This is a genomic window from Streptomyces sp. NPDC005494 (assembly GCF_042872025.1).
Classification (GTDB): Bacteria; Actinomycetota; Actinomycetes; order Streptomycetales; family Streptomycetaceae; genus Streptomyces.
Genome location: NZ_JBIAJR010000010.1, coordinates 243,586 through 268,236, shown reverse-complemented (window position 1 = coordinate 268,236; position 24,651 = coordinate 243,586). Strand labels below are relative to the sequence as shown.

Genomic DNA, 24,651 nt, shown 5'->3' with positions numbered 1-24,651 from the left:
AGTCCGGCATCTAGTCCACTTCTGGCCCGAGCGAGGCGTCATGGCAGCAGCCCGGCAGTACAACGTGCACGAGGCCAAGACCCACTTCTCGCGCATACTGCAGCAGGTCGAGACCGGCGAGGAAGTCGTGATCAGCCGGGCAGGGGAGCCCATCGCGAAGGTCGTGCCCCTGCACCCGAAGGTACGCCGGACCGGTCGTGGGTCTCTCCGAGGACAGGTCCACATCCCCGACGACTTCGACGAGCTCCCGGACGACATCGCCGACGCCTTCGGGATGCGCTGATGCGCCTTCTGCTCGACACCCATGTCGCCCTGTGGTGGCTCGACGACTCCTCAGAGCTCTCTGACGAGCTGAAGGACCTCATCGACACGGAGCCCGCCGTCTATCTCAGTGCCGCGACCCCGTGGGAAATCGCCATCAAGCAGTCAGCCGGAAAGCTGGCAGGGCCCGATGATCTGGCCGAGCGGGTCCGCGACTGCCAGCTGACCAGCCTCGCCATCACCGCAGGGCACGGCGTCAAGGCCGGCCGCCTCCCCCCGCTCCACCGCGACCCGTTCGACCGCATCCTCGTCGCCCAGGCCCAGACGGAGGGGCTGACGATCGTCACCCGCGACAAGTGGATCCCCCAGTACGGCGTGCCGGTCATGCACGCCTGAGGACGGAAGCCGGACGCGAACCGGCCCCGGGGCGTTTGGAGGAACGCCCCGGGGCCGGTTCAGTCATCCTACGTCCGCCGCCGTCACCCGTCGGTGGCGATCGCGTTCAGGACGTTCATGCGGCCCGCCCGGAAGGCCGGGACCAGGGCGGCGAACAGTCCGACGAAGGCCGAGGCGACGAAGACCGTGAGAATCGTCGGCCACGGGATCTCCAGGACCCCGAGCCCTTCCAGCGCCAGCAGCTTCTGGGCGGAGGTGCCCCAGCCCATGCCCAGGCCGAGTCCGAGCAGCGCGCCGAACAGGGCGATGACCACGGACTCCAGCCGGATCATCCTGCGCAGCTGGCGGCGGGAGAGGCCGATCGCCCGCATCAGGCCGATCTCGCGGGTCCGCTCGACGACCGACAGGGCCAGGGTGTTCACCACACCGAGCACCGCGACGATGATCGCGAGGGCGAGCAGGCCGTACACGATGTTCAGCAGCTGGCCGATCTGGTCCTTCAGGTCCTCCTTGAAGTCGGCCTGGTTCTGCACCTTGTACTGCGGGTACGCGGCGAGCGAGCTCTTGAGTGCCGCGTAGGCCTCCTTCTCCTTGCCGTCCTCCGCCGAGGCGAACATGATCATGTTCTTGGGCATGCTGTCGGCGTCGACGTAACGCTCGGCGGTGGTGACGTTGGTGTACATCGCCCCCTGGTCCACGTTGGTGTCGTCCGACGTGATCGCGGCGACCTTCAGCTTCGCGGTGTCGCCGGCCTTGAAGTCGACGGTGATCTCGTCACCGACCTCGATCTTGTGCAGCGTGGCGTAGTCGGACCCCACGGACATGGCGTTCGCGCCGTAGGCCTTCGCCAGGTCACCGGAGACGGTCGTGCGCCGCAGGTCCCGCGGGTACGTCGGATCCGCCGCGGTCACGTGCTCGTCGGCGGTGGAGCCGTCGGGATTGGTGAACTTCGCCGCCAGCACCTTGTAGTCCGTGACGTACTCGATGCCCGGCACCTTCTCGATGGCTTCGGCGGCCTGCGGCACGATGAGCTGACCGGTGTTCGACTGGACGATGAAGTCGGTGCCGACCGACTTGTCGAGCTCGTCGGTGGCCGAGGCGACCATGGACGAGCCGACGACCGACAGACAGGCCACCAGCGCCAGGCCGATCATCAGGGCCGCGCCGGTCGCTCCCGTACGCCGCGGGTTGCGCAGCGCGTTGCGCTCGGCCAGCCGGCCCACCGGGCCGAACAGCCGCAGGACGACCGCGCCCAGCGCCCGGACCACGACGCCCGCCAGCAGCGGACCGATCACGATGAAGCCGACGAGGGTGAGGACCACGCCCAGGCCGAGGTAGAGCGAACCCTCGCTCGCCTCGTCCACCTGGGCCGTCGCCCACAGCGCGGCCGCTCCGGCGCCGGTGAGGACCAGGCCGAGTGCGGCCCGTACCCAGCCGGACCGGGTGTCCGCCGGGGTACCGGCGTCGCGCAGGGCGGCCATCGGCGAGACCTTCCCGGCCCGCCGGGCCGGGACGTACGCGGCGAGGACCGTGACGACGATGCCGAGCGCCAGCCCGGTCACCGGTGTCGTCCAGGCGATGGTGAGGTCCTTCGTGGACAGCTCCATGCCCATCGCGCCCATCAGCTTCATCAGCCCGACGGCGAGCCCGATGCCGGCCCCGACGCCCAGGACCGACCCGACGATGCCCAGGAGCACCGCCTCGACCAGCACGGAACGGTTGACCTGCTTGCGGCTGGACCCGATGGCCCGCATCAGGCCGATCTCGCGGGTGCGCTGGGCGACCAGCATCGAGAAGGTGTTGACGATCAGGAAGATGCCGACGAGGAACGCGATCCCGGCGAAGCCGAGCATGGCGTACTTCATGACGTCCAGGAAGGAGCCCATCGAGTCCTTGCCGGCCGCCGCGGCCTCCTTCTGGGTCTGGAGCTTGTACGCGCCCGAGCCGCCCAGGGCCGTGGCGACGTTCCGCTTCAACTCGGTGTCGCCGACACCGGGTTCGGCCGTGACCGAGATGTGAGTGAACACGCCGGGGGCACCCAGCAGCTTCTGCTGCGCGGTGGCGGTGTCGAGGTAGACGACGGCCGCGCCGGGGTTGGTCACGGTGAACGAGGCGATACCGCTGACCGTGGCCCTGATGTCACCGGTGACGGCGATGGTGCGCACCTCGTCGCCGAGCTTCAGGTGGTGCTTCCGTGCGGTGTCGGCGTCGATCATGGCCTCGGTGGGACCGCGCGGGGCGTGACCGGAGGTGATCTCCATCGACCGCAGGTCGTTCTCGGTCCAGTTGCCCGCGATCGTCGGGGCACCGGTGTCGGACCCGAGGTTCTTGTTGTGGCTGTCGACGAGGGTGACGGCCATGCTCGTGACCGCGCCCTCGGCTCTCTTCACGCCGTCGGCGCCGGCCACCTCGGCCACGACGGAGGCGGGGAGCGCCTCGGGCTTGCCGTTCTCCGGGACGTCGTCGGCGCCGGCCGCCGCCTTCGGGCTGACCGTCACGTCGGCGGAGGTCGCCGCGAAGAGCTTGTCGAAGGTGGTGTTCATCGTGTCGGTGAAGACGAGCGTGCCGCAGACGAACGCCACCGACAGCAGGACCGCGACGGCGGAGAGCGCCATCCGCCCCTTGTGCGCGAGGAAGTTGCGCATCGAGGTCTTCCACACGGTCATGAGGTCCGCCCGCGCGCGTCGAAGTCCTTCATCCGGTCCAGCACCTGCTCGGCCGTCGGGTTCTGCATCTCGTCGACGATGGAGCCGTCGGCGAGGTAGAGCACCCGGTCCGCGTAGGAGGCGGCCACCGGGTCGTGGGTGACCATGACGATGGTCTGGCCGAGCTCGTCGACCGACTTCCGCAGGAAGGACAGCACCTCGGCGCCGGCACGGGAGTCCAGGTTCCCGGTCGGCTCGTCACCGAAGATGATCTCGGGGCGGGCGGCGAGCGCCCGGGCCACCGCGACGCGCTGCTGCTGACCGCCGGAGAGCTGGGTGGGCCGGTGCTTGAGGCGCTCGGAGAGGCCGACGGTCTCCACGACCTGCCGCAGCCAGCCGGCGTCGGGCTTACGGCCCGCGATGTCCATCGGCAGCGTGATGTTCTCGAGCGCGTTCAGCGTGGGAAGCAGGTTGAACGCCTGGAAGATGAAACCGATGCGGTCCCGGCGCAGCTGCGTGAGCTTCTTGTCCTTGAGCCCGGTGATCTCGGTGTCGGCGAGGTGGATCTGCCCCGAGGTCACGGTGTCCAGGCCGGCCAGGCAGTGCATCAGCGTCGACTTGCCGGACCCGGAGGGGCCCATGATCGCCGTGAACTGCCCGCGGGCGATGTCCACATCGACGTGGTCGAGCGCCACGACCCGGGTCTCCCCCGCGCCGTACGCCTTGACGACCTGCCGAGCTCGCGCGGCGACGGCCGTACGCCCTCCAGTGTCCCCGTGCCTGGGAATGGTCACAGCCGTTGTCACGGTAAGTCTCCTATGTCGGTCGATGCGCGGACGTCTCTGGGTACGTTCCGAGTCTGAATCGTGAAGGGGGTCCGGCGCGCTGGTGCCCGGCGCAGTCTTCATGTGGGGTTTTCCCCACCCCTCCCCCTGCGGCGGGCCACATCAGCGATGTAGGAACACGTTAAGGAACAGAGCCCCCCTCTCTCGTCCTCCGCCGGGAGGAACGGCCCCTGGACACAACTACGTAGCTCCCCCTAGGGGTCCGGGCCCCCAGGACGAGACCTGAGTAGGGGACCCACGCTTTCGGCCTACGACTCCCGCGGATCCACCGGCGGTGAGACAGTGGCCTCCAGAAAATAGATGCATAGGGAAGGGACCTCTGTGGGCAGCAAGGACCGGACCGGCGGCACGGACAGCACGGGAGCGGTGCACGGGGCGGCCACCCCCGAGGCGGCGCAGGACACCGCACGGGGACGCCGGCCCGTCGCCGCGGCCCTCATGCTCGGCATGGGCCTCGCCGCCATCGACGGGACCATCGTCGCCACGGCCGTACCCCAGATCGTCGGCGACCTCGGCGGTTTCGCCGTCTTCTCCTGGCTGTTCTCCGGCTACCTGCTCGCCGTGACCGTCACGCTCCCGGTGTACGGAAAGCTCTCCGACACCTTCGGCCGCAAGCCCGTCCTGGTCGCCGGCATCATCCTCTTCCTGGCCGGTTCCGTGCTGTGCGCCGCCGCCTGGAACATGGCCGCCCTCATCGCCTTCCGCGTCGTGCAGGGCCTGGGCGGCGGCGCGCTCCAGGGCACGGTGCAGACCATCGCCGCCGACCTGTACCCGCTGCGGGAACGCCCGAAGATCCAGGCCAAACTCTCCACCGTCTGGGCCACATCGGCCGTGGCGGGCCCCGCGGTGGGCGGACTGCTCGCCGCGTACGCCGACTGGCGCTGGATCTTCCTGATCAACCTGCCGGTCGGCGCCGTCGCCCTCTGGCTGGTGGTCCGTCACCTCCACGAGCCGGCCCGGCCACGCCCCGCCGTCCGCCCCCGAGTCGACTGGGCGGGCGCCCTCGCGATCTTCGCCACCGGCGCGCTCCTGCTGACCGCGCTCGTCCAGGGCGGCGTCGCCTGGCCGTGGCTCTCGGCCCCCTCGCTCGGACTGCTGGGGGCGAGCGCCGCGACGGCCGCGCTGACCGTCGTCATCGAGCGCCGCGCCGCCGAACCGGTCATCCCCGGCTGGGTCTGGCGGCGCCGCACCATCGCCTCGGTCAACCTCGCCCTCGGCGCGATGGGGCTGCTCATGGTCGCCCCGACCGTCTTCCTGCCGACCTACGCCCAGTCCGTCCTCGGGCTGGGCCCGATCGCCGCCGGTTTCGTCCTCTCGGTGATGACCCTGAGCTGGCCGGTCGCCGCGGCCCTCTCCGACCGCGTCTACAACCGCATCGGCTTCCGCCGCACGGCGATGACCGGCATGTCCGGCACCCTGCTGGTCCTGCTCTGCTTCCCCCTGCTGCCCTACCCCGGCGCCGCCTGGCAGCCCGCCCTGCTCATGCTGCTGCTCGGCGCGACGCTCGGCCTCTTCCAGCTCCCGCTGATCGTCGGCGTCCAGTCGACGGTCGGCTGGACGGAGCGGGGCACGACGACGGCGTCCGTGCTGTTCTGCCGCCAGGTCGGCCAGAGCCTGGGGGCGGCGCTCTTCGGGGCGGTGGCCAACGCCACGCTCGCCTCACGGCTGGCTGACGCCCCCGTCACCGGCCTCCCCGGTGACCTCGACGGCATGTCCCACGCCCTGGAGGAACCAGGAGGGCTGACGGCGGAGGCGACCGACTACCTGCGACGCGCCGTCGACACCGCCGTCGACCACGTCTTCGTCGGCGCGGGCGTGGCGGCCGGACTGGCCCTGCTGGTCGTGGTGTTCGTCGCCCCGCGCCGCTTCCCGGTGCTGGACGAGCACGAGGACACCGCCCCGGCCTCCCAGGGCTGAGCCGCCCCTTCCCGGCCTGGCACGGCTACTCGGGGATGCGTGCCCAGAAGTGGTCGACGATCTCCTCCAGGTAACGCCGTCCGTCCTCGCCGGAGGCGGTGGTGCCACCGGCCCGGCTGAGCGTGGCCGCCATGAGCGCCTGGTACTCCTGGTACATGCTGTCCAGCGGCTTGTGCAGTTCCTTGCGGTCCACGGACAGGAGCTTGGCGATGGCGCGGGCGTGCGCCTGCCACCGGGTGGTGACGGCCTCGGTGAGCAGCCGGGCGAGCTCGCCCTCGAGCCCGGTGACGGCGACGAAGTCACGCGGAGGGAGCCTGAGCACACTGCCGAGCTTCGCCGACTGCCGGCTGTCCCCCGACCACTGACCTGCCTCCTCCATACGGAGGTAGGCGTCCAGGGACAGACCCGTGCCCCGGGCGACGTCCTCGGGCGCGATCCCCTGCGCGATGCGGTGCTCGCGCAACGTGCGCGGGCGGCCCATGAGTTCGCGCGGGTGACACCACAACGCCCCCGCGAGCGCCGCGAGTTCGTTCGGATCGGGCATCGCCGAGCCGCGCTCCCAGGCCTCGACGTGCTCGGGACCGACGTGGGTCATCCCGAAGGAGGCCCGCATGCCGTAGGCGACGTGACCGTGTGCCATCCCGAGCTTTTCACGCAGGGCTCGGGCAGCACGCGCATTGAAGGGGAGTGGAGGGTGCACGCACAGAACGTAAGGGGAGCGTGACGCGAAAATCCATGGGCGCTGTCGCCTGCATGGCGGTTTGGAGGGATAGATCACCGCCGATTCCGTAGGAACCGACAGAACTGCTCCCACGGCAACTTCCTGCAACCGCAAGGGACTTGCGGACAGCCCCGGTGCACATATGATCCGCTCGCAAGCCGCCGCATGTGTGTTCGCACAACTGCCTGCCGCCTGTCGGGCAGTGGCGGTTCCCTGATTTCCATCGATCGCAGGCCCAGGAGAAACCGTCATGCACCCCAGCACCAGCCCGGCCGCGGACATACCACCGAACAGATCAGGTGGTGCTCTCGACCGGTTCTTCCGCATCACCGAGCGCGGATCGACCTATGGCCGGGAAGTACGCGGTGGCTTCGCCACCTTCTTCACCATGGCGTACATCCTCGTGCTCAACCCCATCATCCTCGGTGGCGCGAAGGACAAGTTCGGCGAGCAGCTGGACCCCGTCCAGCTGGTCACCGCCACCGCCCTGGTGGCCGCGGTGATGACCCTGATCATGGGCGTGGGCGGTAACCTGCCGCTCGCCCTGGCCGCCGGACTGGGCATCAACGCCGTCGTGGCCTACCAGGTGGCCCCCCTGATGGCCTGGGACGACGCGATGGGCCTCATCGTGCTCGAGGGCCTGCTGATCTGCGTACTGGTCATGACCGGTCTGCGCGAGGCGATCATGACCGCCATCCCGCAGGCACTCAAGCAAGCCATCAGCGTCGGCATCGGCCTGTTCATCGCCTTCATCGGCTTCGTCGACGCCGGCTTCGTCACCCGCATCCCGGACGCCGCGAACACCACCGTGCCCGTGCAGCTCGGCACCGGCGCACTCACCGGCTGGCCCATGTTCGTGTTCTGCCTCGGCGTGATCCTGACGGTCGTCCTCCTCGCCCGCAAGGTCAAGGGCGCCATCCTCATCAGCATCGTCCTGATGACCGTGCTCTCCATCGTCGTCAACCAGCTCGCCACGGTCACGTCCTGGGGCCTGACCGCCCCCACCCTGCCCGACAAGCCCGTCGCCGCCCCCGACTTCGGGCTGCTCGGCCAGTTCGACCTGCTCGGCTCCTTCGGCCAGATCAGCGTCCTCACCGTCGTCCTGCTGATCTTCACCCTCATCCTGTCGGACTTCTTCGACACCATGGGCACCGTCGTCGGCGTCACCGCCGAAGCCGGACTCCTCGACGAACGGGGCCAGGTCCCCGGCCTGGGCCGTGTCCTGCTCATCGACGGCGCGGCGGCCGTGGCCGGCGGCGCCGCCTCCTCCTCGTCCGCCACCACCTACATCGAGTCCGCCGCGGGCGTCGGTGAGGGCGCACGCACCGGCTTCGCCAACCTCGTCACCGGTGGCCTGTTCGCCCTGGCCCTCTTCTTCACCCCGATCCTGACCATCGTGCCGATGCAGGCCGCGTCCCCCGCGCTCGTCGCGGTCGGATTCCTGATGATGACGCAGGTCAAGCACATCGACTGGGACCGCTACGAACTCGCGGTCCCCGCATTCCTCACCATCGTCGTCATGCCGTTCACCTACTCCATCACCAACGGCATCGGCGCCGGCTTCATCGCCTACGTGGTCATCAAGGCCTGCCTGGGCAAGGCCCGCGAGGTCCACTGGCTGCTCTGGGGCACCGCGGTGCTCTTCCTCGTCTACTTCGCCATCGACCCGCTGGAACAGATCCTCGGCCTGAAGTAACCCGGCCGACCAGCACGAAACGGGCCCCCGGAGGTACGCGCACCGCGCCGTCCCCCGGGGGCCCGCCTCCATGAGGCCCCGGCCGGCCGCCCACGGGAACCGGCCGGGACCGCCCGCCCCCACCGGTCACCCCCGGCCACAGCCCGCCCGGCAGACCGCCGCGTCAGGCGCGCACTACTCCGCCGGCCCCACAGCCGCACGCCCCGTCAGCGCCGCCAGCGAATGACGCACGTGCGCCATGTGCGCCTGCACCTCCTCGCGGCCCTCCTCGTGCTCCCGCAGGATCCGCTCCGTCTCCCGCACCACCCGCTCCTCCGCCACCCTCGCCCCCGCCAGCAGCTCCGCCGCCCGCGCCTCCGCGTCCTCCTGGCCGTGCCGGGCCGCCTCCTCCGCCTCCGCGAGCTCCCGCCGCGCCTGCGCGAGCAACGCCTCACCCCGGGCCGTCAGCTCCGCCTCACGCTCCGCCACGGCCGCCTGAGCCGCGGCGAACTCAGCCTCCGCGGCCTTGCCCCGCTCACCGTGCTCCTGCTCCTGCTGCGCCAGCACACCCGCCGTACGGCGACGCGTCTGCGCCATCTCCGCCTCCGCCGCCCCCCGCAGCCCTGCAGCCTCCGCACGCGCCTCCTCCAGCAGAGCACCGGCCGCGTCCCGCGCCTCGGCCAGCAACTCCTCCGCACGGGCATCCGCAGCCGCCCGCACCGCCCCCGCGTCCTCACGCGCCGCCTCACGCAGCTCCCGGCCCGCCACGTCCGCCGCGTCCCGCAGCGCCTGCCCCTCCTCCAGCGCCGCCCCCCGCACCGACTCCGCCTCGGCCTCCGCCAGAGCCAGGATCTGCCGCGCCCGCTCCCCCAGCGACTGATACGTCTGCGGCGCGAGAGAAGCCACCACCTCACCCAGCCGCGCCGACTCCACAGCCAGCTCACCGGCCAGGTCCGTCAGCCGCGACAGCCGCTCCAGAGCCTCGTCCCGCTCGGCGGACAGCCCGGCCACCACCCGGTCCACCTGCTCAGGGCGATACCCACGCCCCCGCACACCGACGAAGCCGAGCCCGGACACCGGTCCACCACTCATCCCTGAAGCCCTCTTTCCCGCTCTCCGACACCCCGACCCTGACGCATTACGTCAAGGATGCGGTAATTGGCACGGAAGTCGGAATCGATCAGCCGCTTTCAGGACGGAAGCGTTCCGCATCACAGCAGCCCACACAAAAGGCGCCCGCCCCCACAGGGAACGGACGCCTCTCGCACACACCCGGCCGGATCAGAGCAGACCGTCCCACATCTGCTCCAGCAGAACCGACCACCAGCTCTCCGGCGACGCCAGCGCCGCCGGATCGATCGCCACCAGCTGCGCCTGGAAATCGACCGTCCAGCGACCCGCCTGCTCAGGATTCAGCCCGAACCGCAGCCGCCACATCCGGCCCAGCAACGCCATCGACCGCACGAACTCCGGCAGACCCGTGTTCACGAACTGCGGCGGCACCGGCTGGCCACCCGGACCCGCCTCCACCGGCACGGCAACGATGTTCGCCGTCCCGTACTGCACACAGATCGCCCGGCCGAAGTCCGAACCCATCACCAGATACGAACCCGCGTCCGACGCCGGCTGCACCTGCCGCTGCGCCGCCAGCTCCGCCAGCGTCGGCACCACCGGATGACCCGGCTGCGCCCAGAAGAACGGCCCGAAATCAGCCGGCAGCCCCGCCCACACCAACGTCTGCGCCACGACCTCCGGCACACCCTGACGGGACACCGCCCGCTGGTCGAACCGCAGCACACCCGGACCGAAAGCCCCGTGCAGCTCCTCCGCCAGCGCCTCCGGAGGCACCGCCATCGCAGGCGGCATCTGCGGCAACGGCGCCCGCACCGGAGCCGGCCGCGCCGGACCGTCCGCCACCTGGTGCAGCTCACCCTGATGCGTCAGCAGATGCTGCATGCCCTGCTGCCGGCTCGCGTGATCGGTGCCGTACGGAGCCACACTCGTGATCCGGACCTGCGGCCAGGTCTCCCGGATCATCCGCGCACAGTAACCACCGGGCAGCTCACACGACTCCAGCTCCGTGTGCAGCTCGATCACCTGCTGCGGCGGCACGTTCATCGCACGCAGCTCGTGCAGCATCTGCCACTCCGGATGCGGCGTACCCGGCGCCGAACGCCGGATCAGCTGCTGCTCACTGCCGTCGGCCGCACGGAAGCGCAGCACGGCCTGGTACCCCGGACCGACCGTCGGCTGCCCCTGCGGCTGCTGCGGATACCCGTACGCACCGGGAGGCGGCGGAGTGTGCGGCCCCGGCACACCGGGAGGACCCGGAGGACCGGGAGGCGGCATGGCCCCCGGCCCCATCTGCCCAGGGCCCGCGAGCATCGTGGCCGCGTGGTGCACCCCACCGGCCGGAGGCGGCGTCGCACCCGGAGGAGGTCCGGGCGGACCAGGAGGACCGGGCGGACCGGGTGGGCCGGGAGGCGGCGTGGAGCCGGGCGGGGGCGGCGTCGCCCCAGGAGCACCCGGAGCACCAGGAGGACCGGGCGGGCCCGGAGGACGCGGCGCGTTCGGACCGCCGATGCTCGCATCGGCGAACATCGTCGCCGCCTGGTGCATCCCACCACCCGGAGGCGGCGTGGAACCAGGAGGTCCCGGAGGAGCAGGCGGCTGCGGCACACCCGGAGGCGGCGTCGCACCCGGAGCACCAGGAGGGCCGGGGACACCCGGAGCACCCGGAGGGCCGAGCTGCGAGACCATCTGCGTCGGCACGTACCCACCGGCCGGCGCACCCGGCCCACCCGGGCCCGAAGGCGGCGGGGTCGCACCCGGACGCACCCCAGGCGTACCCGGCGCACCGGGCGGCGGCGGAGTCGTCGGACCCGTCCCCCGGCCACCCCTCGGCGACACGGCGGCCTTGCTCGTCGCCGCGTCCGCGATGTCGCCCCCACCGGGGCCGGCCGGCGCTGCGGGAGCAGCCGGCCCGGGACCGCGAGGCCCGGGCGGCGGCGCATGCGGGTCGAGCCCGGGAACCAGCGCCGTCGGCGGCAGCTGGCTCCCGCCCGACATCAGCGCCGTCGGAGCCTCCGCCGAGACCACCGGCGGCGGCGCCCCGTCGTCGTCCGAACCCGAGAGCGGCGGAGCGAAGACCGTCGCCGGAAGAGGCACACTGCCCTCGTCCACGCCCGCGTTCGTGTCCGTACCCGCCCAGGGAGTCCCCCCGGCAGGCACCCCGTCCGACGCCGTCGGCTCATGATCCGTCTGCCCGCCGGCAGCCGGCCAGTCGTCCGCACGAGCGGGAGCAGCGGCAGGCCAGTCGTCCACAGCAGCCGGCGCGGGAACAGACGGCGCGGAGGGAACAGGAGCAGCGGACGGAGCGGACGGAGCCGGAGCAGGACCGGCGTCGTCGGAGGACGACTCCTCCGACGCCGCACGACGGTCCGGAATACCCAGCTTGTCCGCCGCCTCCTGAAGCCACTCCGGCGGACTCAGCAGGAACGACGTCTGATTCAGATCGATACGCTGCGGCGGCTCCGGAGCGGGCGCCGCATCCGCAGGCGCCCCGTACTCCTCCTCGTACCGCCGTATCACCTCACCCACCGGCAGCCCCGGCCACAACGTGGCCTCACCGCTGTCACGGGCGATCACCAGCCGCTGACGGCCACCGTCCGAAACCGGGCCCTCGGCACGGTCCTCCGCCCACACCACGAAACCCAGCTCGAACTCACGGACCCGGACCTCACGGTGCTGATACGCGGGCACACCACCGTTGACCCACTCATCCGCACGCTCCTGCGCCTGCGCGAACGTCACCACCGCGCTCACCCCTCCACCGGGACGGCCCGCGCGAAGCCACCGTCCACCATCAGGTTCGCCACCGTCTCCAGCTCCGGCGGATTACCCGCGAGCCGCTGGAGGAAAGCATCGAAGTCCTCACCGCACGGCAGCAGGAGCCGGTCCACCCGCTCCTGCACACCCCAGCCGTCCTGATCCCGCGCGTCGTCGTACGCGCAGAACCACACCGACCCCACGTCGGCACCCCGCACCTTCACCGCCAGGATCCCGCCCTGGACAAAAGCCACACCCAGGTAATCCTTCGTGAAGTGATCACGCAGACACTTGTTGACGTACACCAGGTCGTTCATCGCCGCTTCCTCACGCACCGTGAAGAACGGCTGATCCACCAGCAGACCCAGCTCGGCGTCCAGCGCGGCACCCACCGGAGCCGAACCACCCGCAGCCTTCAGGAACGACCGGTACGCACCGGGAAGCCGGTACCCCAGATCCTCCTCGACCCCGAGAATCTGCTCCTCGCCCACCGCCACAGCGCCCTTCGGCAGCCGGAAATGAGCCGGACGCGTCTCCTGCAACGGACGCGTCCCCCGGCGGTGCTGATCCACCGGCGTCGTCGCCAGACCACCGTGATGACGCAGCAGCGCCTTCACCTCGACCGGAACCAGCTCCATCCGCCGGCCACCCGCCACGTGATGCCACGTCCAGCCGTGCGGGGTCGCCACCGCGGGAATCGTGTCCCACAGCTCATGACCACTCGCCGCCAGCGCCGCGTTCGCCGACACGTAGTCCGTCAGCCGCAGCTCGTCGATCCCGAAACCCGGAGGAGGATCGGCGATCTCCGCGGCGGCACGCGCGTACGGCGAAAGCACCGGAAAGCCGTTGCCGTCCACATGCACACCCCTGGGGTGGCGGGACGCCCGGACGGGATCCGGGAAATGCACGACCTGCCCGGCATAGGCCGCGTTCGGTGGCGCGGCTTGCTGCCCGAGCCGACCTGTCGTCATGGCGGTTGCCCCCTGCTGCGTCTGGTGTTCCGCACAGCCTATGCGGTGACGCAACAAGGCCCCCCGCCCCCGCACCACCACTCACCGAACGTCACCGGCGCGTGACGGACGCGCGACAACCAGGCCACCCCACCGCGACACGCGCCCCCGTTTCACCCACCCAGCTTCCCGACCACCCTGCATATTTGGCAGGCTGTCCCCCGCAACTCGGGGGATTGCAGGGAGGGACACCAGCGCCATGCACACAGCACAGCCAGTCACATCCGGAGATCCTCGACTCAGTTGGAGCACCACCGAGCCCAACCGCCCACCCCAGCTCCACCACCGCCGCGACGGCATCCTGCCCGCCGTGGCCGCAGCCCTGTCCGTACGCGGAGAGACACTCACCTGCACCGCGGGCAAAGGCGACCAGCCGCCCGTCCTCCACCCCCTCGTACAGGACTTCCTCGACACCCTCACCAGCAACCAGCGCGAACGCTTCACCGGACGCTGCCCCGAAGCCATACTCCTGTCACGCCAGCTCATCGCGGCCGACGCGAGCCGCTCCAAACGCGCCCAGCGCAAGCCCCTCACCAACGGTGAAGCCCGCCGCGCCCTCAAGCACGCCCGCCTCACCGCCCGCCGCATCCGCGAGGACGGCGACCCCCTCCACGGCAGCTACGCGCCCCCCTGCCGCTCCTGCACGGAGATGCTCGCCCACTTCGGCGTACGCCCCGTCGACCTCACCACCGGTACGGCGACCACAGCCGAGAAGGGCTGAGCACAGCACCATGCACGGACGACCCGACGTACCCGCCCAGCAGGACCGCACCTCCACCACCCGCTTCCCCGTCGCCGTCGACGCCGCGCTCCGCGACGCCGGATGGCGGCCCGGACGCTGGGACATCCGCCAGGCCGAGGAATGGGCCGACGCCCTCCGCCTCCACGCCTCCCCCGCCGGACACCAGCACGCCGTCTTCCCCGCGGCGGTCGAGGCCTGGGCCGAATTCGGCGGACTCCGCATCACCTCGACCGCACCCGGTCGGCAGATCGCCACCGCCACCGTGCGCATCGACCCCCTCAGCGGCCTCCACCTGGCACGCACCCTCGGCGACCTCGGACGCGCACTCGAGACCGAGGTCGCCCCACTCGGAGAGGAAGCCGACGGGCAGGCCGTCCTCGCCATCGACAGCGAAGGACGCGTCTACTGCATCGACCACACCGGAGACTGGTACCTCGGCGCCGACATCGACCGCGCCCTCGAAACCCTCATGACCGGCGTACAGCCCGCCCGCCTCACCTCCGGCTGAACCCCGGAGCGGCACGCCTCCCTCCGGGCCCGGCACGGCCGGCCTCCGGACCAGGCACAGTCCACCTCCGGACCCGGCGCGGTCCGCCTCCCCACCGCCCCCGCGCAGGCCTCCCCACGGCACGGGCGGGAACCCCGCACGGCCGGCTCAGGCCGCGTCACCGTCCGGCAGCACCGCCGACACCCGGAAACCCCCCGCGTCCGTCGGCCCCGACACGAACACACCACCGAGCCCCAGCACCCGCTCCCGCATCCCCACCAGACCGTTCCCCCCGCTCGGCAGCCCCGCGTCCGCCGTCGCACCGTCCGACGGACCGTTCTCCACCTGCATCGCCACCTCGGCCCCCCGATGCGCGAGCCGCACCCACGTCTTCGCGCCCGCCGCGTGCTTGTGCACGTTCGTCAACGCCTCCTGCACCACCCGGTACGCCGTCTGTTCCACCTCCGGCGCATACGGACGCAGCTCCCCCTCCACCGACAGCTCCACCGTCATCCCCGCCTCGCGCGACTGAGCGACCAGCGCCTCCACCTCACGCAACCGCGGCCCGTCCTCCACCACGGCGGCCGCCGCGGCAGCCGCCACCCGCCCCACCGAAGCCAGCGGCACCCGGCCCGCCGGCGGAGACACCAGCGCGTCCCCGCTCCGCAGCACCCCGAGCATCTCCCGCAACTCCGTCAGCGCCTGCCGCCCCATGTCCCCCACCAGCGCCGCGTTACGCACCGCCTTCGCCGGATCCTTCGGAGCCACCGCCTGCAACGCCGCCGCGTGCACCACCATCAGACTCACCCGGTGCGCCACCACGTCGTGCATCTCCCGCGCGATCCTGGTCCGCTCCTCCGTACGCGCCCACTCGGCCCGCTCCTCCGCCCGGTCCGCGAGCAGGGACAACTCCCGCTCCAGCGAATCCGCGCGCTCCCGCAGGCTCTCCATCAGCCTGCGCCTGGCCCCGATGTAGAGACCGAAGAGCACCGAGGGCGCCGTCAGCCCCAGCGACATGAAGAGGGACACCCCCGGGACGTACCAGTCACCCGGCCCGAAATCCGTGTCCCCGCTCACGCTCTGCCGCAGCCGCACGTACGACACGATGAACGTACCGACGAGCGTCATCCCCGTCAGCACCACCGTGATCCTGCGCGGCACCTCCGACGCCGCCAGCGTGTACAGCCCGACGATCCCCATCAGGAAGCCCATCTCGGCCGGCGTCGTCGCTATCGACACCAGCACCACCGCGATCGGCCAGCGCCTGCGCAGCACGAGCACCGAACCCGCCAGCAGCCCGAAGAGCACCCCGATCGGCACCGGCAGCCCGGTGTCCCCGGCGAACGTCACCCCTTCCAGCGCACACTCCAGCGCCGAAACCAGCGCCAGCCCCACGTCCAGGGCGACACCGCGCCGCCGCTCCCACCACCAGTAGCCGCGGGTGGTCGGCCCCGCCGCTTCCTGGTCTGCCCCCGTTGCGGTCATGGCATCCAGCGTACGGGCGCACGCATCTCATTTTCCGGAGACTCCGACAGCACAGAAAGTGACCGGTCGTGCCATGAACGCAGGCAGATCGCCCGATCCGGCGAACCGCGCACGCTTTCGACCCGGACGTCCGCATTCCGGACAACGCTGTTCCTATGACACATGCCACTGGCAAGTACGCGGACTTCGAGGGGCTACGGGAGCAGGCGGTCGCGCTGCGGCGGGAGGGGCTGAGCCGGCGCCAGATCCGCGATCGGCTGTACATCCACAACAACGACCTCCTCAACCGACTACTGCAAGGCGAGCCCGCCCCCGAGTGGACGAAACGCCCCAACGCCAAGGACGACCTGCGGGAGAAAGCCCGGGAGCTACGGCTCCAGGGCATGACCTACGACCAGATCCAGGTGGAGCTGGGGTGCTCGAAGAGCTCGATCTCCTTGTGGGTGCGGGACCTGCCGAAGCCGGTCCGCAGCCGAAGTGACATCGAACAGGCCCGGCTTGCCGGACGCCTGCGCTGGGAGCACGAACTGGCCGTGCGCGACAAGGAGCGGCAGCGGACGAAGGCCGATGCTCAGGCAGAGATCGGCGACCTCACGAACCGGGAGCTTCTCCTCATCGGCGTAGGGCTCTACTGGTCCGAGGGAGCGAAGGACAAACCGTACGACCGACGAGAGAACCTGACATTCGTCAATAGCGACCCGGGCATGATCGAGACCTATCTGGCCTGGCTGGCCGCAGTGGGGGTCACGCCTGACCGCATCTGCTTCCGGGTCATGATCCACGAGGCAGCAGAGGTCGAGGCCGCCGAACGATACTGGGCGGAGCTCGTGGGCATCGACGCCTCAGCCCTCCAGAGGACCACGCTGAAGAAGCACAACCCCAAGACCGTGCGAAAGAACACCGGCGACTCCTATCACGGATGTCTGGTGATCCGGGTTTCCCAAGGTGCGGAGTTGTACCGTCGAGTTGAGGGCTGGTGGCGCGGAATCGTGGAGCAGGCCCAACTCCACCTCAGGTAGGGTCTGACGCAGTGATCCGCCGTGGGGTAGCGGCATCCCGCAGGCCTTTGGAGCCTTGAGACGCTGGTTCGAATCCAGCCGGCGGAGCCCACGCTTCGGGCCCCGACCTCACGGTCGGGGCCCGCGCTCGTTTCGGGCATATACGCCCCCGGTATCCTGCGGATGTCCACCACCCGAAGCCGAAGGGCACATCCGTGAGCGCCATCAGCCCGGCAGCCGTCGTCGTCCTCGCAGCGGGTGAGGGCACCCGCATGAAGTCGAAGACCCCCAAGGTCCTGCACGAGATCTCCGGGCGCTCGCTCGTCGGACATGTCGTCGCCGCTTCCCGTGAGCTCGACCCGCAGCACCTCGTCGTGGTCGTCGGCCACGCCAGCGAGCAGGTCACCGCGCACCTCTCCGCCGGGGACACCCCCGTGCGCACCGCCTACCAGGCCGAGCAGAACGGCACGGGCCACGCGGTCCGGATGGGCCTGGAGGAGCTCGGCGGCACGGTCGACGGCACCGTGATCGTCGTCTGCGGGGACACCCCGCTGCTGTCCGGTGAGACGCTCTCCGCGCTCGCCGCCACCCACGCGGCCGACGCGAACGCCGTCACCGTCCTGACCGCCGAGGTCCCGGACTCGACCGGCTACGGCCGGATCGTCCGGGACGCGGCCACCGGCGCCGTCACCGAGATCGTCGAGCACAAGGACGCCACCGACGCCCAGCGCGGCATCCGGGAGATCAACTCCGGCGTCTTCGCCTTCGACGGCCGGCTGCTGAGCGACGCGCTCGGCAAGGTCCGCACGGACAACAGCCAGGGCGAGGAGTACCTCACCGACGTGCTGTCGATCCTGCGCGAGGCGGGTCACCGCGTCGGCGCCTCGGTCGCGGGCGACCACCGGGAGATCCTGGGCATCAACAACCGGCTCCAGCTGGCCGAGGCCCGTCGGCTGCTCAACGAGCGGCTGCTGGAGCGGGCGATGCTGGCCGGCGTGACGGTCGTGGACCCGGCGTCGACGCTGATCGACGCGACGGTGACGTACGAGCGTGACGCGGTCGTGCACCCGGGCACGCAGCTGCTCGGGACCACGCACCTCGCGGAGGACGCCGAGGTGGGCCCGAACTCGCGGCTGAAGGACACCGTCGTCCACGCGGGCGCGCGGGTGGACAACACCGTCTCGGACGGCGCCGAGGTGGGCCCCGGAGCGACCGTGGGCCCCTTCGCCTACCTGCGGCCGGGTACCCGGCTGGGAGCGAAGGCGAAGGCCGGTACGTACGTCGAGATGAAGAACGCGACGATCGGTGAGGGCACGAAGGTGCCGCACCTGAGCTACGTCGGGGACGCGACGATCGGCGACCACACCAACATCGGTGCGGCCAGCGTCTTCGTGAACTACGACGGGGTGGCCAAGCACCACACCACGATCGGGTCCCACTGCCGGACCGGGTCGGACAATATGTTTGTGGCGCCTGTCACGGTCGGGGACGGCGTTTACACGGCAGCGGGTTCGGTCATCACCAAGGACGTACCGGCCGGTTCGCTGGCCGTCGCCCGGGGCCAGCAGCGGAATATCGAGGGCTGGGTCGCCCGGAAGCGCCCCGGGAGCGCGGCGGCGCAGGCCGCTCAGGCCGCCGTGCAGGAGACCGACGGCGAAAGCTGACCGGAAACAGGTGCGCCAAAGGCGGCGTACCGTGATAGATGCTCACCCATTTCGGCTGGCTCGTCGCTCATCGGACACATGCGCGCGGCGCCAGATACACGTCTGAGGAGACTGTGCTGTGACCGGGATCAAGACGACCGGCGAGAAGAAACTGATGCTCTTCTCCGGCCGCGCCCACCCCGAGCTGGCCGAGGAGGTCGCACACCAGCTGGGTGTCGGTCTCGTGCCGACGAAGGCCTTCGATTTCGCCAACGGTGAGATCTACGTCCGCTTCCAGGAGTCGGCCCGTGGCGCCGACTGCTTCCTGATCCAGAGCCACACGGCTCCGATCAACAAGTGGATCATGGAGCAGCTGATCATGCTGGACGCGCTGAAGCGCGCGTCGGCGCGGTCGGTGACGGTGATCCTGCCGTTCTACGGCTATGCCCGTCAGGACAAGAAGCACCGCGGCCGTGAGCCGATCTCGGCCCGCCTGGTGGCGGACCTGATGAAGACGGCGGGTGCGGACCGTGTCCTCACGGTGGACCTGCACACGGACCAGATCCAGGGCTTCTTCGACGGCCCGGTGGACCACCTGTTCGCTCTGCCGATCCTCGCGGACTACGTGGGCGCGAAGGTCGACCGGTCCAAGCTGACGGTGGTGTCTCCGGACGCCGGCCGTGTGCGGGTCGCCGACCGCTGGTGCGACCGTCTGGACGCCCCGCTGGCGATCGTGCACAAGCGCCGCGACAAGGACGTGCCGAACCAGGTGAGCGTGCACGAGGTCGTCGGTAACGTCGAGGGCCGCGTGTGTGTCCTGGTCGACGACATGATCGACACGGGTGGCACGATCTGCGCCGCTGCGGACGCCCTGTTCGCGCACGGCGCCGAGGACGTCATAGTGACCGCGACGCACGGTGTGCTGTCGGGTCCGGCGGCGGACCGGCTGAAGAACTCGAAGGTGAGCGAGTTCGTGTTCACGGACACGCTGCCGACGCCGGGTGAGCTGGAGATCGACAAGATCACGGTGCTCTCGATCGCGCCGACGATCGCGCGTGCGGTGCGTGAGGTGTTCGAGGACGGTTCGGTGACGAGCCTCTTCGAGGAGCAGGGCTGATCCCTTCCGGGGCCGTGGGCTCCACGACGGGACCTGCGGGCTCCACGACGGGACCTGCGGGCTCCGGGCGGATCACCTCAGGGTGATCGACTTTGGGTGCGGCCTCCCCGCCGGGTAGACTCAGTGAGTTGCTCGGCGAGGGAGGCCGTTCTCATGCGCAGGCATGGGTCCGGTGGTCCGTTATCGACGCGCTCTTCGTAGCAGGCCTGTCGTGGGCCGGGTGACCATCGGTTTTTCGTCACCTTACGAGGAGTGCAGCATGGCTGAGATCAAGCTCGACGCAACGGTCCGCACGGAGTTCGGCAAGGGCGCTGCCCGTCGTACCCGTCGCGCCAACCTGGTTCCCGGAGTCGTCTACGGCCACGGTGCCGAGCCGGTTCACATCAACCTCCCGGGTCACGAGCTGCTTCTCGCGCTCCGTACCGCCAACGTCCTGATCGGTCTGGAGATCGACGGCAAGGACGCCCTGGTGATCCCGAAGGCCGTTCAGCGCAACGCCATCAAGGGCAACATCGAGCACGTCGACCTGCTGACCGTGAAGCGCGGCGAGAAGGTCAACGTCGAGATCGCGGTGCACGTCGAGGGCGAGCTGGCCCCGGGCGGCAACCTGCTCGAGTACGTGCAGAACACGCTGCTCGTCGAGGCCGAGGCCACCCACATCCCCGAGTCGGTCACGGTTTCCGTGGCGGGCCTGGACGCCGGTGACTCGATCCTCGCCAAGGACATCCCGCTCCCCAAGGGTTCGGTGCTGGCGGGCGACGAGGACGCCGTGGTGCTCCAGGTCGTCGCCGCGCAGGCCGAGGAGCCGGCCGCCGAGGGCGCCGAGTCCGAGGGTGCCGAGGCCTGAGCCTCGCTCCACCTGCTTGACTGACGGGGTGGCGGTTCCCTTCCGGGGGTTCCGCCGCCCCGTTTCCCTGTATCGACCGGTACGTACGCACCGCGAGGAGACCGAGCTCTGATGTCCGACGCCACCGACCCCTGGCTGATCGTGGGCCTCGGTAATCCCGGCCCCGATTACGCGGCGAACCGTCACAACGTCGGTTTCATGGTGGCCGATCTGCTGGCGGAGCGGATCGGCGGGAAGTTCAAGCGGGCGCAGAAGGCGCAGGCGCAGGTGCTGGAGGGGCGGATCGGTCCGCCCGGGCCTTTGAGCCGGCGTGTGGTGCTGGCGAAGCCGATGTCGTACATGAATCTGTCGGGCGGTCCGGTCACCGCGCTGCGTGACTTCTACAAGGTGCCCACGGATCATGTCGTGGCGGTGCACGACGAGCTGGACATCGATTTCGGGATGCTGCGGCTGAAGCTGGGTGGCGGTGACAACGGGCACAACGGGCTGAAGTCGATGACGAAGGCGATGGGTCCGGAGTACCACCGGGTGCGGTTCGGGATCGGGCGTCCGCCGGGGCGGATGCAGGTCGCTGATTTCGTGCTGAAGGATTTCTCGTCGGCGGAGCGCAAGGAGCTGGCGTATCTGGTGGACCGTGCGGCTGACGCGGTGGAGTCGTTGCTGGCGGAGGGGCTGGAGCGGGCTCAGTCCGCGTACAACTCCTGACATTTCTACTGCTTCTTGGGTGTTTTCCGGCCACAGGTTGACCGACTGCAGGGCTCTGCCCAAGGATCGGCCCCCATGAAGCGGAGTTCCTCCCACCGGCTGATGGCCCATGGCCGTACGTTCGCGGCGGGCTGTGTCGTCCTGTTGCTGCTGGCAGCCGGGGTGTGGTCGTCGTGGGACAGTGCGCACCACATCGTCCTGGCCAAGGGGCGCGAGCACGGGACGATGACGGTGACGTCGTGCGGTGAGGACGCCTGCACGGGGTCGTTCTCTCCGGACGCGGATGCGCGGAAGCGGTCGGCCGTGACGATCGAGCGGTCCGTCGCGGCGGAGAAGGGGGAGCGTTTCCCCGTCGTGGTGAAGCCCGGGACCGGGGACGTGGTGCGTACCGGGGTCCCGGGCCTTCTGCACGCCTGGGTTCCGCTGGGTGGTGCGCTGGTGCTGGCCGCCCTGGTGATGGGCGGCGGTATGCGGCTGACGCGGACGGCGTGGGGTACGGGGATCGCGGGTGCGGCCCTGTTGACGGCGACGTTCATCGCCCTGTGACAGGTCCGCACCCGCTTCCCGTGCGGGTCAGCCGGTGTTGCGCAGGCCCGCGGCGACGCCGTTGACGGTGAGCAGCAGGGCGCGTGCGAGCAGCGGGTCGGCTTCCTCGCCGCGTTCGGCGGCCTGGCGCTGCCGGGCGAGCAGGGACACCTGGAGGTAGGAGATCGGGTCCAGGTAGGCGTCGCGGATGGCGAAGGTCTGCTGGAGCACCGGGCTGGTGCCGAGGAGTTCCTTGCTGCCGGTGACCTTGAGGACTTCCTGCACGGTGAGTTCGTGTTCGGCCCGGATGACGTCGAAGACGTGCTTGAGCTCGTCGGGGACGAGGGTGTCGACGTAGTGCTGGGCGATGCGCAGGTCGGTCTTGGCGAGGGTCATCTCGACGTTGGAGAGGAAGTTCTGGAAGAAGTGCCACTGTTCGTGCATTTCTTCCAGGACGGTGTCGAGTCCGGCTTCGCGCAGTGCCTTGAGGCCGGAGCCGACGCCGAACCAGCCGGGGACGATCTGCCGTGACTGGGTCCAGCCGAAGACCCACGGGATGGCGCGCAGGCCGTCGAGCGATACGCCTGAGCCGGGGCGGCGGGAGGGCCGGGAGCCGAGGTGCAGGTCGGCGAGCTGGTCCACCGGGGTGGAGGCGAGGAAGTAGGCGGGCAGGTCGGGGTCTTCGACGAGCTTGCGGTAGGCGTCGTGGGCAGCGTCGGAGACGGTGTCCATGGCGGCGTCCCAGCGGGCGAGCGCTTCGTCGGACTGGCGGGGCGCGGTGTGCAGGGCGGAGGCCTGGAGGGTGGCCGCGACGGTCAGTTCCAGGTTCTCCCGTGCCAGTGCGGGGATGAGGTACTTGTCGGAGATGACCTCGCCCTGTTCGGTCACCTTGATCTCGCCCTCGAGTGTTCCCCAGGGCTGGGCGAGGATCGCGTCGTGGGAGGGGCCGCCGCCTCGGCCGACGGTGCCGCCGCGGCCGTGGAAGAGGCGCAGGCGTACGCCGTAGCGGTGGGCGACGTCGCGGAGGCGGCGCTGGGCGCGGTGGATCTCCCACTGGGAGGTGGTGATGCCGCCGAACTTGGAGGAGTCGGAGTAGCCGAGCATGACCTCCTGGACGTCGCCGCGGAGTGATACGAGGAGGCGGTAGGAGGGGTCGGCGAGCATCTCGTCGAGGATGACGTCGGCGGCCTTGAGCTCGTCGGTGGTCTCCAGGAGCGGGACGATGCCGATCTTGGCCCAGCCGCCGTGGAGGTCGATGAGGCCGGCCTCACGGGCGAGGACGGCGGCGGCGAACACGTCGTCGGCGCCCTGGCACATCGAGATGATGTAGGACTCGATGACCTCGGGGCCGAAGCGCTCGAATGCCTGGCTGATGGTGTGGAAGACCCCGAGGGTCTTCTCGCCCGCGGCGTCCAGGGGGGCCGGGGTCGGGGCGAGGGGGCGACGGGAGCGGAGTTCCTTGGCGAGGAGCTTCTGCCGGTAGTCGCGGGGCATGTCGGCGTAGCGCCAGGACTCCTCGCCGAGCCGGTCGAAGAGCTGGCCGAGGGTGTGGTGGTGGGCGTCGGCGTGTTCGCGGACGTCCATGGTGGCGAGCTGGAGGCCGAACGCGGTGAGGGTGCGGATGGTGCGGTCCATGCGGCCGTCGGCGAAGAGTCCGCCGCGGTGTTCGCGCAGGGAGGTCTGGATGAGGACCAGGTCGGCGATGAGTTCGGCGGTGCCGAGGTAGTCGCAGCCGGGGCGGTGGGGGGTGCCCTTGGCGAGGCGCTCGCGGGTGTTGACGAGCTTCTGGCGGATGCAGGTGGCCTTGAGCCGGTAGGGCTCCTCGGCGTTCAGCCGCTTGTAGCGGGGGCTGATCTCGGGGAGGCGCTCCAGGTCGGTCTGGAGTGAGGTGAGGAGCTCGTCGGTGGCTCCGGTGTAGCGGATGGAGTTGGAGAGGAGACCGCGCAGCTGGTCGACGAGTTCGAGGGCGTCGGTGATGCCGTGCTCGTGCTGGAGGATGAGGACGTCCCAGGTGACGGCGGGCGTGACGTTGGGGTTGCCGTCGCGGTCGCCTCCGATCCAGGTGCCGAAGGTGAGGGGGCGGGTGCCGGCGGGCAGTTCGACGCCGACGCGCTCCAGTTCTGCGGCCAGGTCCTCCAGGACGTCGCCCACGGCGTTGGCGTGGAGTTCGTCGAGGTAGTAGATGGCGTTGCGGGCCTCGTCCGCGGGCTCCGGGCGGACGACGCGGAGTTCGTCGGTCTGCCAGATGAGGTCGATGTTCTCGGCCAGGCGGATGTCCTGGCGGCGGCGGTCGGCCTCGATGACGGGGGTTTCGAGCAGTTCGGCGATCCGGCGGAGCTTGTTGAGTACGGAGCGGCGTGCGGCTTCGGTGGGGTGTGCGGTGAAGACGGGCCGGACGTTGAGGTTCTTGACCGTCTCGCGCAGGTGCTCGGGGTCGGCGTCCTTGAGGCGGTCGGCGGTGCGGGCGAGGAGTCCGCCTTCGGCTGACCGGCGGTCGCGCATCTCGTGGGCGCGGTGGACCTGCTCGGTGACGTTGGCGAGGTGGAAGTAGGTGGAGAAGGCGCGCACGAGCTGTGCGGCGGTCTCCAGGTCCGTGTCGCCGAGGAGCTCTGCTGCTGCCTCGCCGTCGGTGCGGGTCAGGGCGCGGACGCGCTCGACGAGGTCGAGGAGGTCCTGGCCCTCCTGTCGTACGAGGGTCTCGCCCAGCAGGTCGCCGAGGCGGCGGATGTCGGCCCGCAGTTCGGCGCTGGCGGCAGGGGTCTGGTCGGCACTGCTCACAGTGTGCGGCTCCTTGCAGTGGTTGA

General features: G+C 70.4%; 20 protein-coding genes and 1 tRNA gene. 13 read left to right on the top strand and 8 right to left on the bottom strand.

What is annotated here, in order from left to right:
* Positions 1 to 40: 40 nt before the first annotated feature.
* Both ACFYQ6_RS27635 and ACFYQ6_RS27630 read left to right on the top strand, forming a co-directional pair.
* Positions 41 to 283 carry a type II toxin-antitoxin system prevent-host-death family antitoxin gene (locus ACFYQ6_RS27635; protein WP_361575205.1) on the top strand — a complete coding sequence of 81 codons (243 nt, stop codon included), beginning with the start codon at positions 41 to 43 and terminating at the stop codon, positions 281 to 283.
* Positions 283 to 657: a type II toxin-antitoxin system VapC family toxin gene (locus ACFYQ6_RS27630; RefSeq protein WP_388765453.1), complete on the top strand. Its 375-nt coding sequence runs from the start codon at positions 283 to 285 to the stop codon at positions 655 to 657. Before ACFYQ6_RS27635 ends, ACFYQ6_RS27630 begins: the two co-directional genes overlap by 1 nt.
* An 83-nt stretch (positions 658 to 740) precedes the next feature.
* On the opposite strand, the gene ACFYQ6_RS27625 is transcribed toward ACFYQ6_RS27630, so the two are convergent.
* Both ACFYQ6_RS27625 and ACFYQ6_RS27620 read right to left on the bottom strand, forming a co-directional pair.
* Positions 741 to 3,323: an FtsX-like permease family protein gene (locus ACFYQ6_RS27625; protein WP_361575211.1), complete on the bottom strand. Its 2,583-nt coding sequence runs from the start codon at positions 3,321 to 3,323 to the stop codon at positions 741 to 743.
* Positions 3,320 to 4,108, bottom strand: a complete 789-nt coding sequence (locus ACFYQ6_RS27620) for an ABC transporter ATP-binding protein (RefSeq protein WP_361575214.1) — start codon at positions 4,106 to 4,108, stop codon at positions 3,320 to 3,322. Before ACFYQ6_RS27620 ends, ACFYQ6_RS27625 begins: the two co-directional genes overlap by 4 nt.
* A 339-nt stretch (positions 4,109 to 4,447) precedes the next feature.
* Here ACFYQ6_RS27620 and ACFYQ6_RS27615 point away from each other — a divergent pair, with 339 nt between their 5' ends.
* Positions 4,448 to 6,064: an MFS transporter gene (locus ACFYQ6_RS27615; RefSeq protein WP_361575217.1), complete on the top strand. Its 1,617-nt coding sequence runs from the start codon at positions 4,448 to 4,450 to the stop codon at positions 6,062 to 6,064.
* Positions 6,065 to 6,089: 25 nt separating this feature from the next.
* Here ACFYQ6_RS27615 and ACFYQ6_RS27610 read toward each other — a convergent pair whose 3' ends face one another.
* Positions 6,090 to 6,704: a helix-turn-helix transcriptional regulator gene (locus ACFYQ6_RS27610; RefSeq protein WP_361575220.1), complete on the bottom strand. Its 615-nt coding sequence runs from the start codon at positions 6,702 to 6,704 to the stop codon at positions 6,090 to 6,092.
* 331 nt (positions 6,705 to 7,035) lie between these two features.
* Here ACFYQ6_RS27610 and ACFYQ6_RS27605 point away from each other — a divergent pair, with 331 nt between their 5' ends.
* A complete protein-coding gene (locus ACFYQ6_RS27605) occupies positions 7,036 to 8,481 on the top strand; it encodes an NCS2 family permease (protein WP_361575223.1) in 1,446 nt (481 codons plus the stop codon).
* Between the two features lie 174 nt (positions 8,482 to 8,655).
* Here ACFYQ6_RS27605 and ACFYQ6_RS27600 read toward each other — a convergent pair whose 3' ends face one another.
* From ACFYQ6_RS27600 to ACFYQ6_RS27590, 3 genes are all read right to left on the bottom strand, one after another.
* On the bottom strand, positions 8,656 to 9,552 hold the full coding sequence (locus tag ACFYQ6_RS27600; protein ID WP_361575225.1) for a cellulose-binding protein: 897 nt from the start codon (positions 9,550 to 9,552) through the stop codon (positions 8,656 to 8,658).
* Positions 9,553 to 9,741: 189 nt separating this feature from the next.
* On the bottom strand, positions 9,742 to 12,276 hold the full coding sequence (locus tag ACFYQ6_RS27595; protein WP_388765558.1) for an SUKH-4 family immunity protein: 2,535 nt from the start codon (positions 12,274 to 12,276) through the stop codon (positions 9,742 to 9,744).
* A 5-nt stretch (positions 12,277 to 12,281) separates the two neighbouring features.
* Positions 12,282 to 13,259 carry an SMI1/KNR4 family protein gene (locus tag ACFYQ6_RS27590; protein ID WP_388765556.1) on the bottom strand — a complete coding sequence of 326 codons (978 nt, stop codon included), beginning with the start codon at positions 13,257 to 13,259 and terminating at the stop codon, positions 12,282 to 12,284.
* Between the two features lie 238 nt (positions 13,260 to 13,497).
* Here ACFYQ6_RS27590 and ACFYQ6_RS27585 point away from each other — a divergent pair, with 238 nt between their 5' ends.
* Positions 13,498 to 14,019, top strand: a complete 522-nt coding sequence (locus ACFYQ6_RS27585; protein ID WP_388765450.1) for a YwqJ-related putative deaminase — start codon at positions 13,498 to 13,500, stop codon at positions 14,017 to 14,019.
* A gap of 10 nt (positions 14,020 to 14,029) precedes the next feature.
* Positions 14,030 to 14,548: an SUKH-3 domain-containing protein gene (locus ACFYQ6_RS27580; protein WP_388765449.1), complete on the top strand. Its 519-nt coding sequence runs from the start codon at positions 14,030 to 14,032 to the stop codon at positions 14,546 to 14,548.
* Between the two features lie 147 nt (positions 14,549 to 14,695).
* Here ACFYQ6_RS27580 and ACFYQ6_RS27575 read toward each other — a convergent pair whose 3' ends face one another.
* Positions 14,696 to 16,012: a sensor histidine kinase gene (locus ACFYQ6_RS27575; protein WP_388765447.1), complete on the bottom strand. Its 1,317-nt coding sequence runs from the start codon at positions 16,010 to 16,012 to the stop codon at positions 14,696 to 14,698.
* A gap of 155 nt (positions 16,013 to 16,167) precedes the next feature.
* Here ACFYQ6_RS27575 and ACFYQ6_RS27570 point away from each other — a divergent pair, with 155 nt between their 5' ends.
* The 7 genes from ACFYQ6_RS27570 to ACFYQ6_RS27540 all read left to right on the top strand — a co-directional run bounded on the left by ACFYQ6_RS27570 (position 16,168) and on the right by ACFYQ6_RS27540 (position 21,868).
* Positions 16,168 to 17,031: a hypothetical protein gene (locus tag ACFYQ6_RS27570; protein ID WP_388765445.1), complete on the top strand. Its 864-nt coding sequence runs from the start codon at positions 16,168 to 16,170 to the stop codon at positions 17,029 to 17,031.
* A gap of 15 nt (positions 17,032 to 17,046) precedes the next feature.
* A tRNA-Gln gene (locus ACFYQ6_RS27565) sits at positions 17,047 to 17,118 on the top strand.
* A 107-nt stretch (positions 17,119 to 17,225) separates the two neighbouring features.
* On the top strand, positions 17,226 to 18,674 hold the full coding sequence (glmU, locus tag ACFYQ6_RS27560) for a bifunctional UDP-N-acetylglucosamine diphosphorylase/glucosamine-1-phosphate N-acetyltransferase GlmU (RefSeq protein WP_361575241.1): 1,449 nt from the start codon (positions 17,226 to 17,228) through the stop codon (positions 18,672 to 18,674).
* 118 nt (positions 18,675 to 18,792) lie between these two features.
* Positions 18,793 to 19,770: a ribose-phosphate diphosphokinase gene (locus ACFYQ6_RS27555; RefSeq protein ID WP_145809032.1), complete on the top strand. Its 978-nt coding sequence runs from the start codon at positions 18,793 to 18,795 to the stop codon at positions 19,768 to 19,770.
* A 259-nt stretch (positions 19,771 to 20,029) separates the two neighbouring features.
* Positions 20,030 to 20,617, top strand: a complete 588-nt coding sequence (locus ACFYQ6_RS27550) for a 50S ribosomal protein L25/general stress protein Ctc (RefSeq protein ID WP_361575244.1) — start codon at positions 20,030 to 20,032, stop codon at positions 20,615 to 20,617.
* Positions 20,618 to 20,728: 111 nt separating this feature from the next.
* A complete protein-coding gene (gene pth, locus ACFYQ6_RS27545) occupies positions 20,729 to 21,322 on the top strand; it encodes an aminoacyl-tRNA hydrolase (RefSeq protein WP_361575247.1) in 594 nt (197 codons plus the stop codon).
* 75 nt (positions 21,323 to 21,397) lie between these two features.
* Positions 21,398 to 21,868 carry a hypothetical protein gene (locus ACFYQ6_RS27540; protein ID WP_388765443.1) on the top strand — a complete coding sequence of 157 codons (471 nt, stop codon included), beginning with the start codon at positions 21,398 to 21,400 and terminating at the stop codon, positions 21,866 to 21,868.
* A 27-nt stretch (positions 21,869 to 21,895) separates the two neighbouring features.
* Here the strand turns inward: ACFYQ6_RS27540 and ppc are convergent, their stop codons facing one another.
* Positions 21,896 to 24,625, bottom strand: a complete 2,730-nt coding sequence (gene ppc / locus ACFYQ6_RS27535) for a phosphoenolpyruvate carboxylase (protein WP_361575253.1) — start codon at positions 24,623 to 24,625, stop codon at positions 21,896 to 21,898.
* Positions 24,626 to 24,651: the final 26 nt, after the last annotated feature.

Coding starts and splice junctions, on each gene's coding strand:
- pth (WP_361575247.1), top strand. CDS start 20,729: ATGTCCGACGCCACCGACCCCTGGCTGATCGTGGGCCTCGGTAATCCC.
- ACFYQ6_RS27540 (WP_388765443.1), top strand. CDS start 21,398: ATGAAGCGGAGTTCCTCCCACCGGCTGATGGCCCATGGCCGTACGTTC.
- ACFYQ6_RS27585 (WP_388765450.1), top strand. CDS start 13,498: ATGCACACAGCACAGCCAGTCACATCCGGAGATCCTCGACTCAGTTGG.
- ACFYQ6_RS27615 (WP_361575217.1), top strand. CDS start 4,448: ATGCATAGGGAAGGGACCTCTGTGGGCAGCAAGGACCGGACCGGCGGC.
- ACFYQ6_RS27630 (WP_388765453.1), top strand. CDS start 283: ATGCGCCTTCTGCTCGACACCCATGTCGCCCTGTGGTGGCTCGACGAC.
- ACFYQ6_RS27600 (WP_361575225.1), bottom strand. CDS start 9,552: ATGAGTGGTGGACCGGTGTCCGGGCTCGGCTTCGTCGGTGTGCGGGGG.
- ACFYQ6_RS27635 (WP_361575205.1), top strand. CDS start 41: ATGGCAGCAGCCCGGCAGTACAACGTGCACGAGGCCAAGACCCACTTC.
- ACFYQ6_RS27605 (WP_361575223.1), top strand. CDS start 7,036: ATGCACCCCAGCACCAGCCCGGCCGCGGACATACCACCGAACAGATCA.
- ACFYQ6_RS27610 (WP_361575220.1), bottom strand. CDS start 6,704: ATGGCACACGGTCACGTCGCCTACGGCATGCGGGCCTCCTTCGGGATG.
- ACFYQ6_RS27570 (WP_388765445.1), top strand. CDS start 16,168: ATGACACATGCCACTGGCAAGTACGCGGACTTCGAGGGGCTACGGGAG.
- ACFYQ6_RS27575 (WP_388765447.1), bottom strand. CDS start 16,012: ATGACCGCAACGGGGGCAGACCAGGAAGCGGCGGGGCCGACCACCCGC.
- ACFYQ6_RS27550 (WP_361575244.1), top strand. CDS start 20,030: ATGGCTGAGATCAAGCTCGACGCAACGGTCCGCACGGAGTTCGGCAAG.
- ACFYQ6_RS27580 (WP_388765449.1), top strand. CDS start 14,030: ATGCACGGACGACCCGACGTACCCGCCCAGCAGGACCGCACCTCCACC.
- ACFYQ6_RS27625 (WP_361575211.1), bottom strand. CDS start 3,323: ATGACCGTGTGGAAGACCTCGATGCGCAACTTCCTCGCGCACAAGGGG.
- ACFYQ6_RS27590 (WP_388765556.1), bottom strand. CDS start 13,259: ATGACGACAGGTCGGCTCGGGCAGCAAGCCGCGCCACCGAACGCGGCC.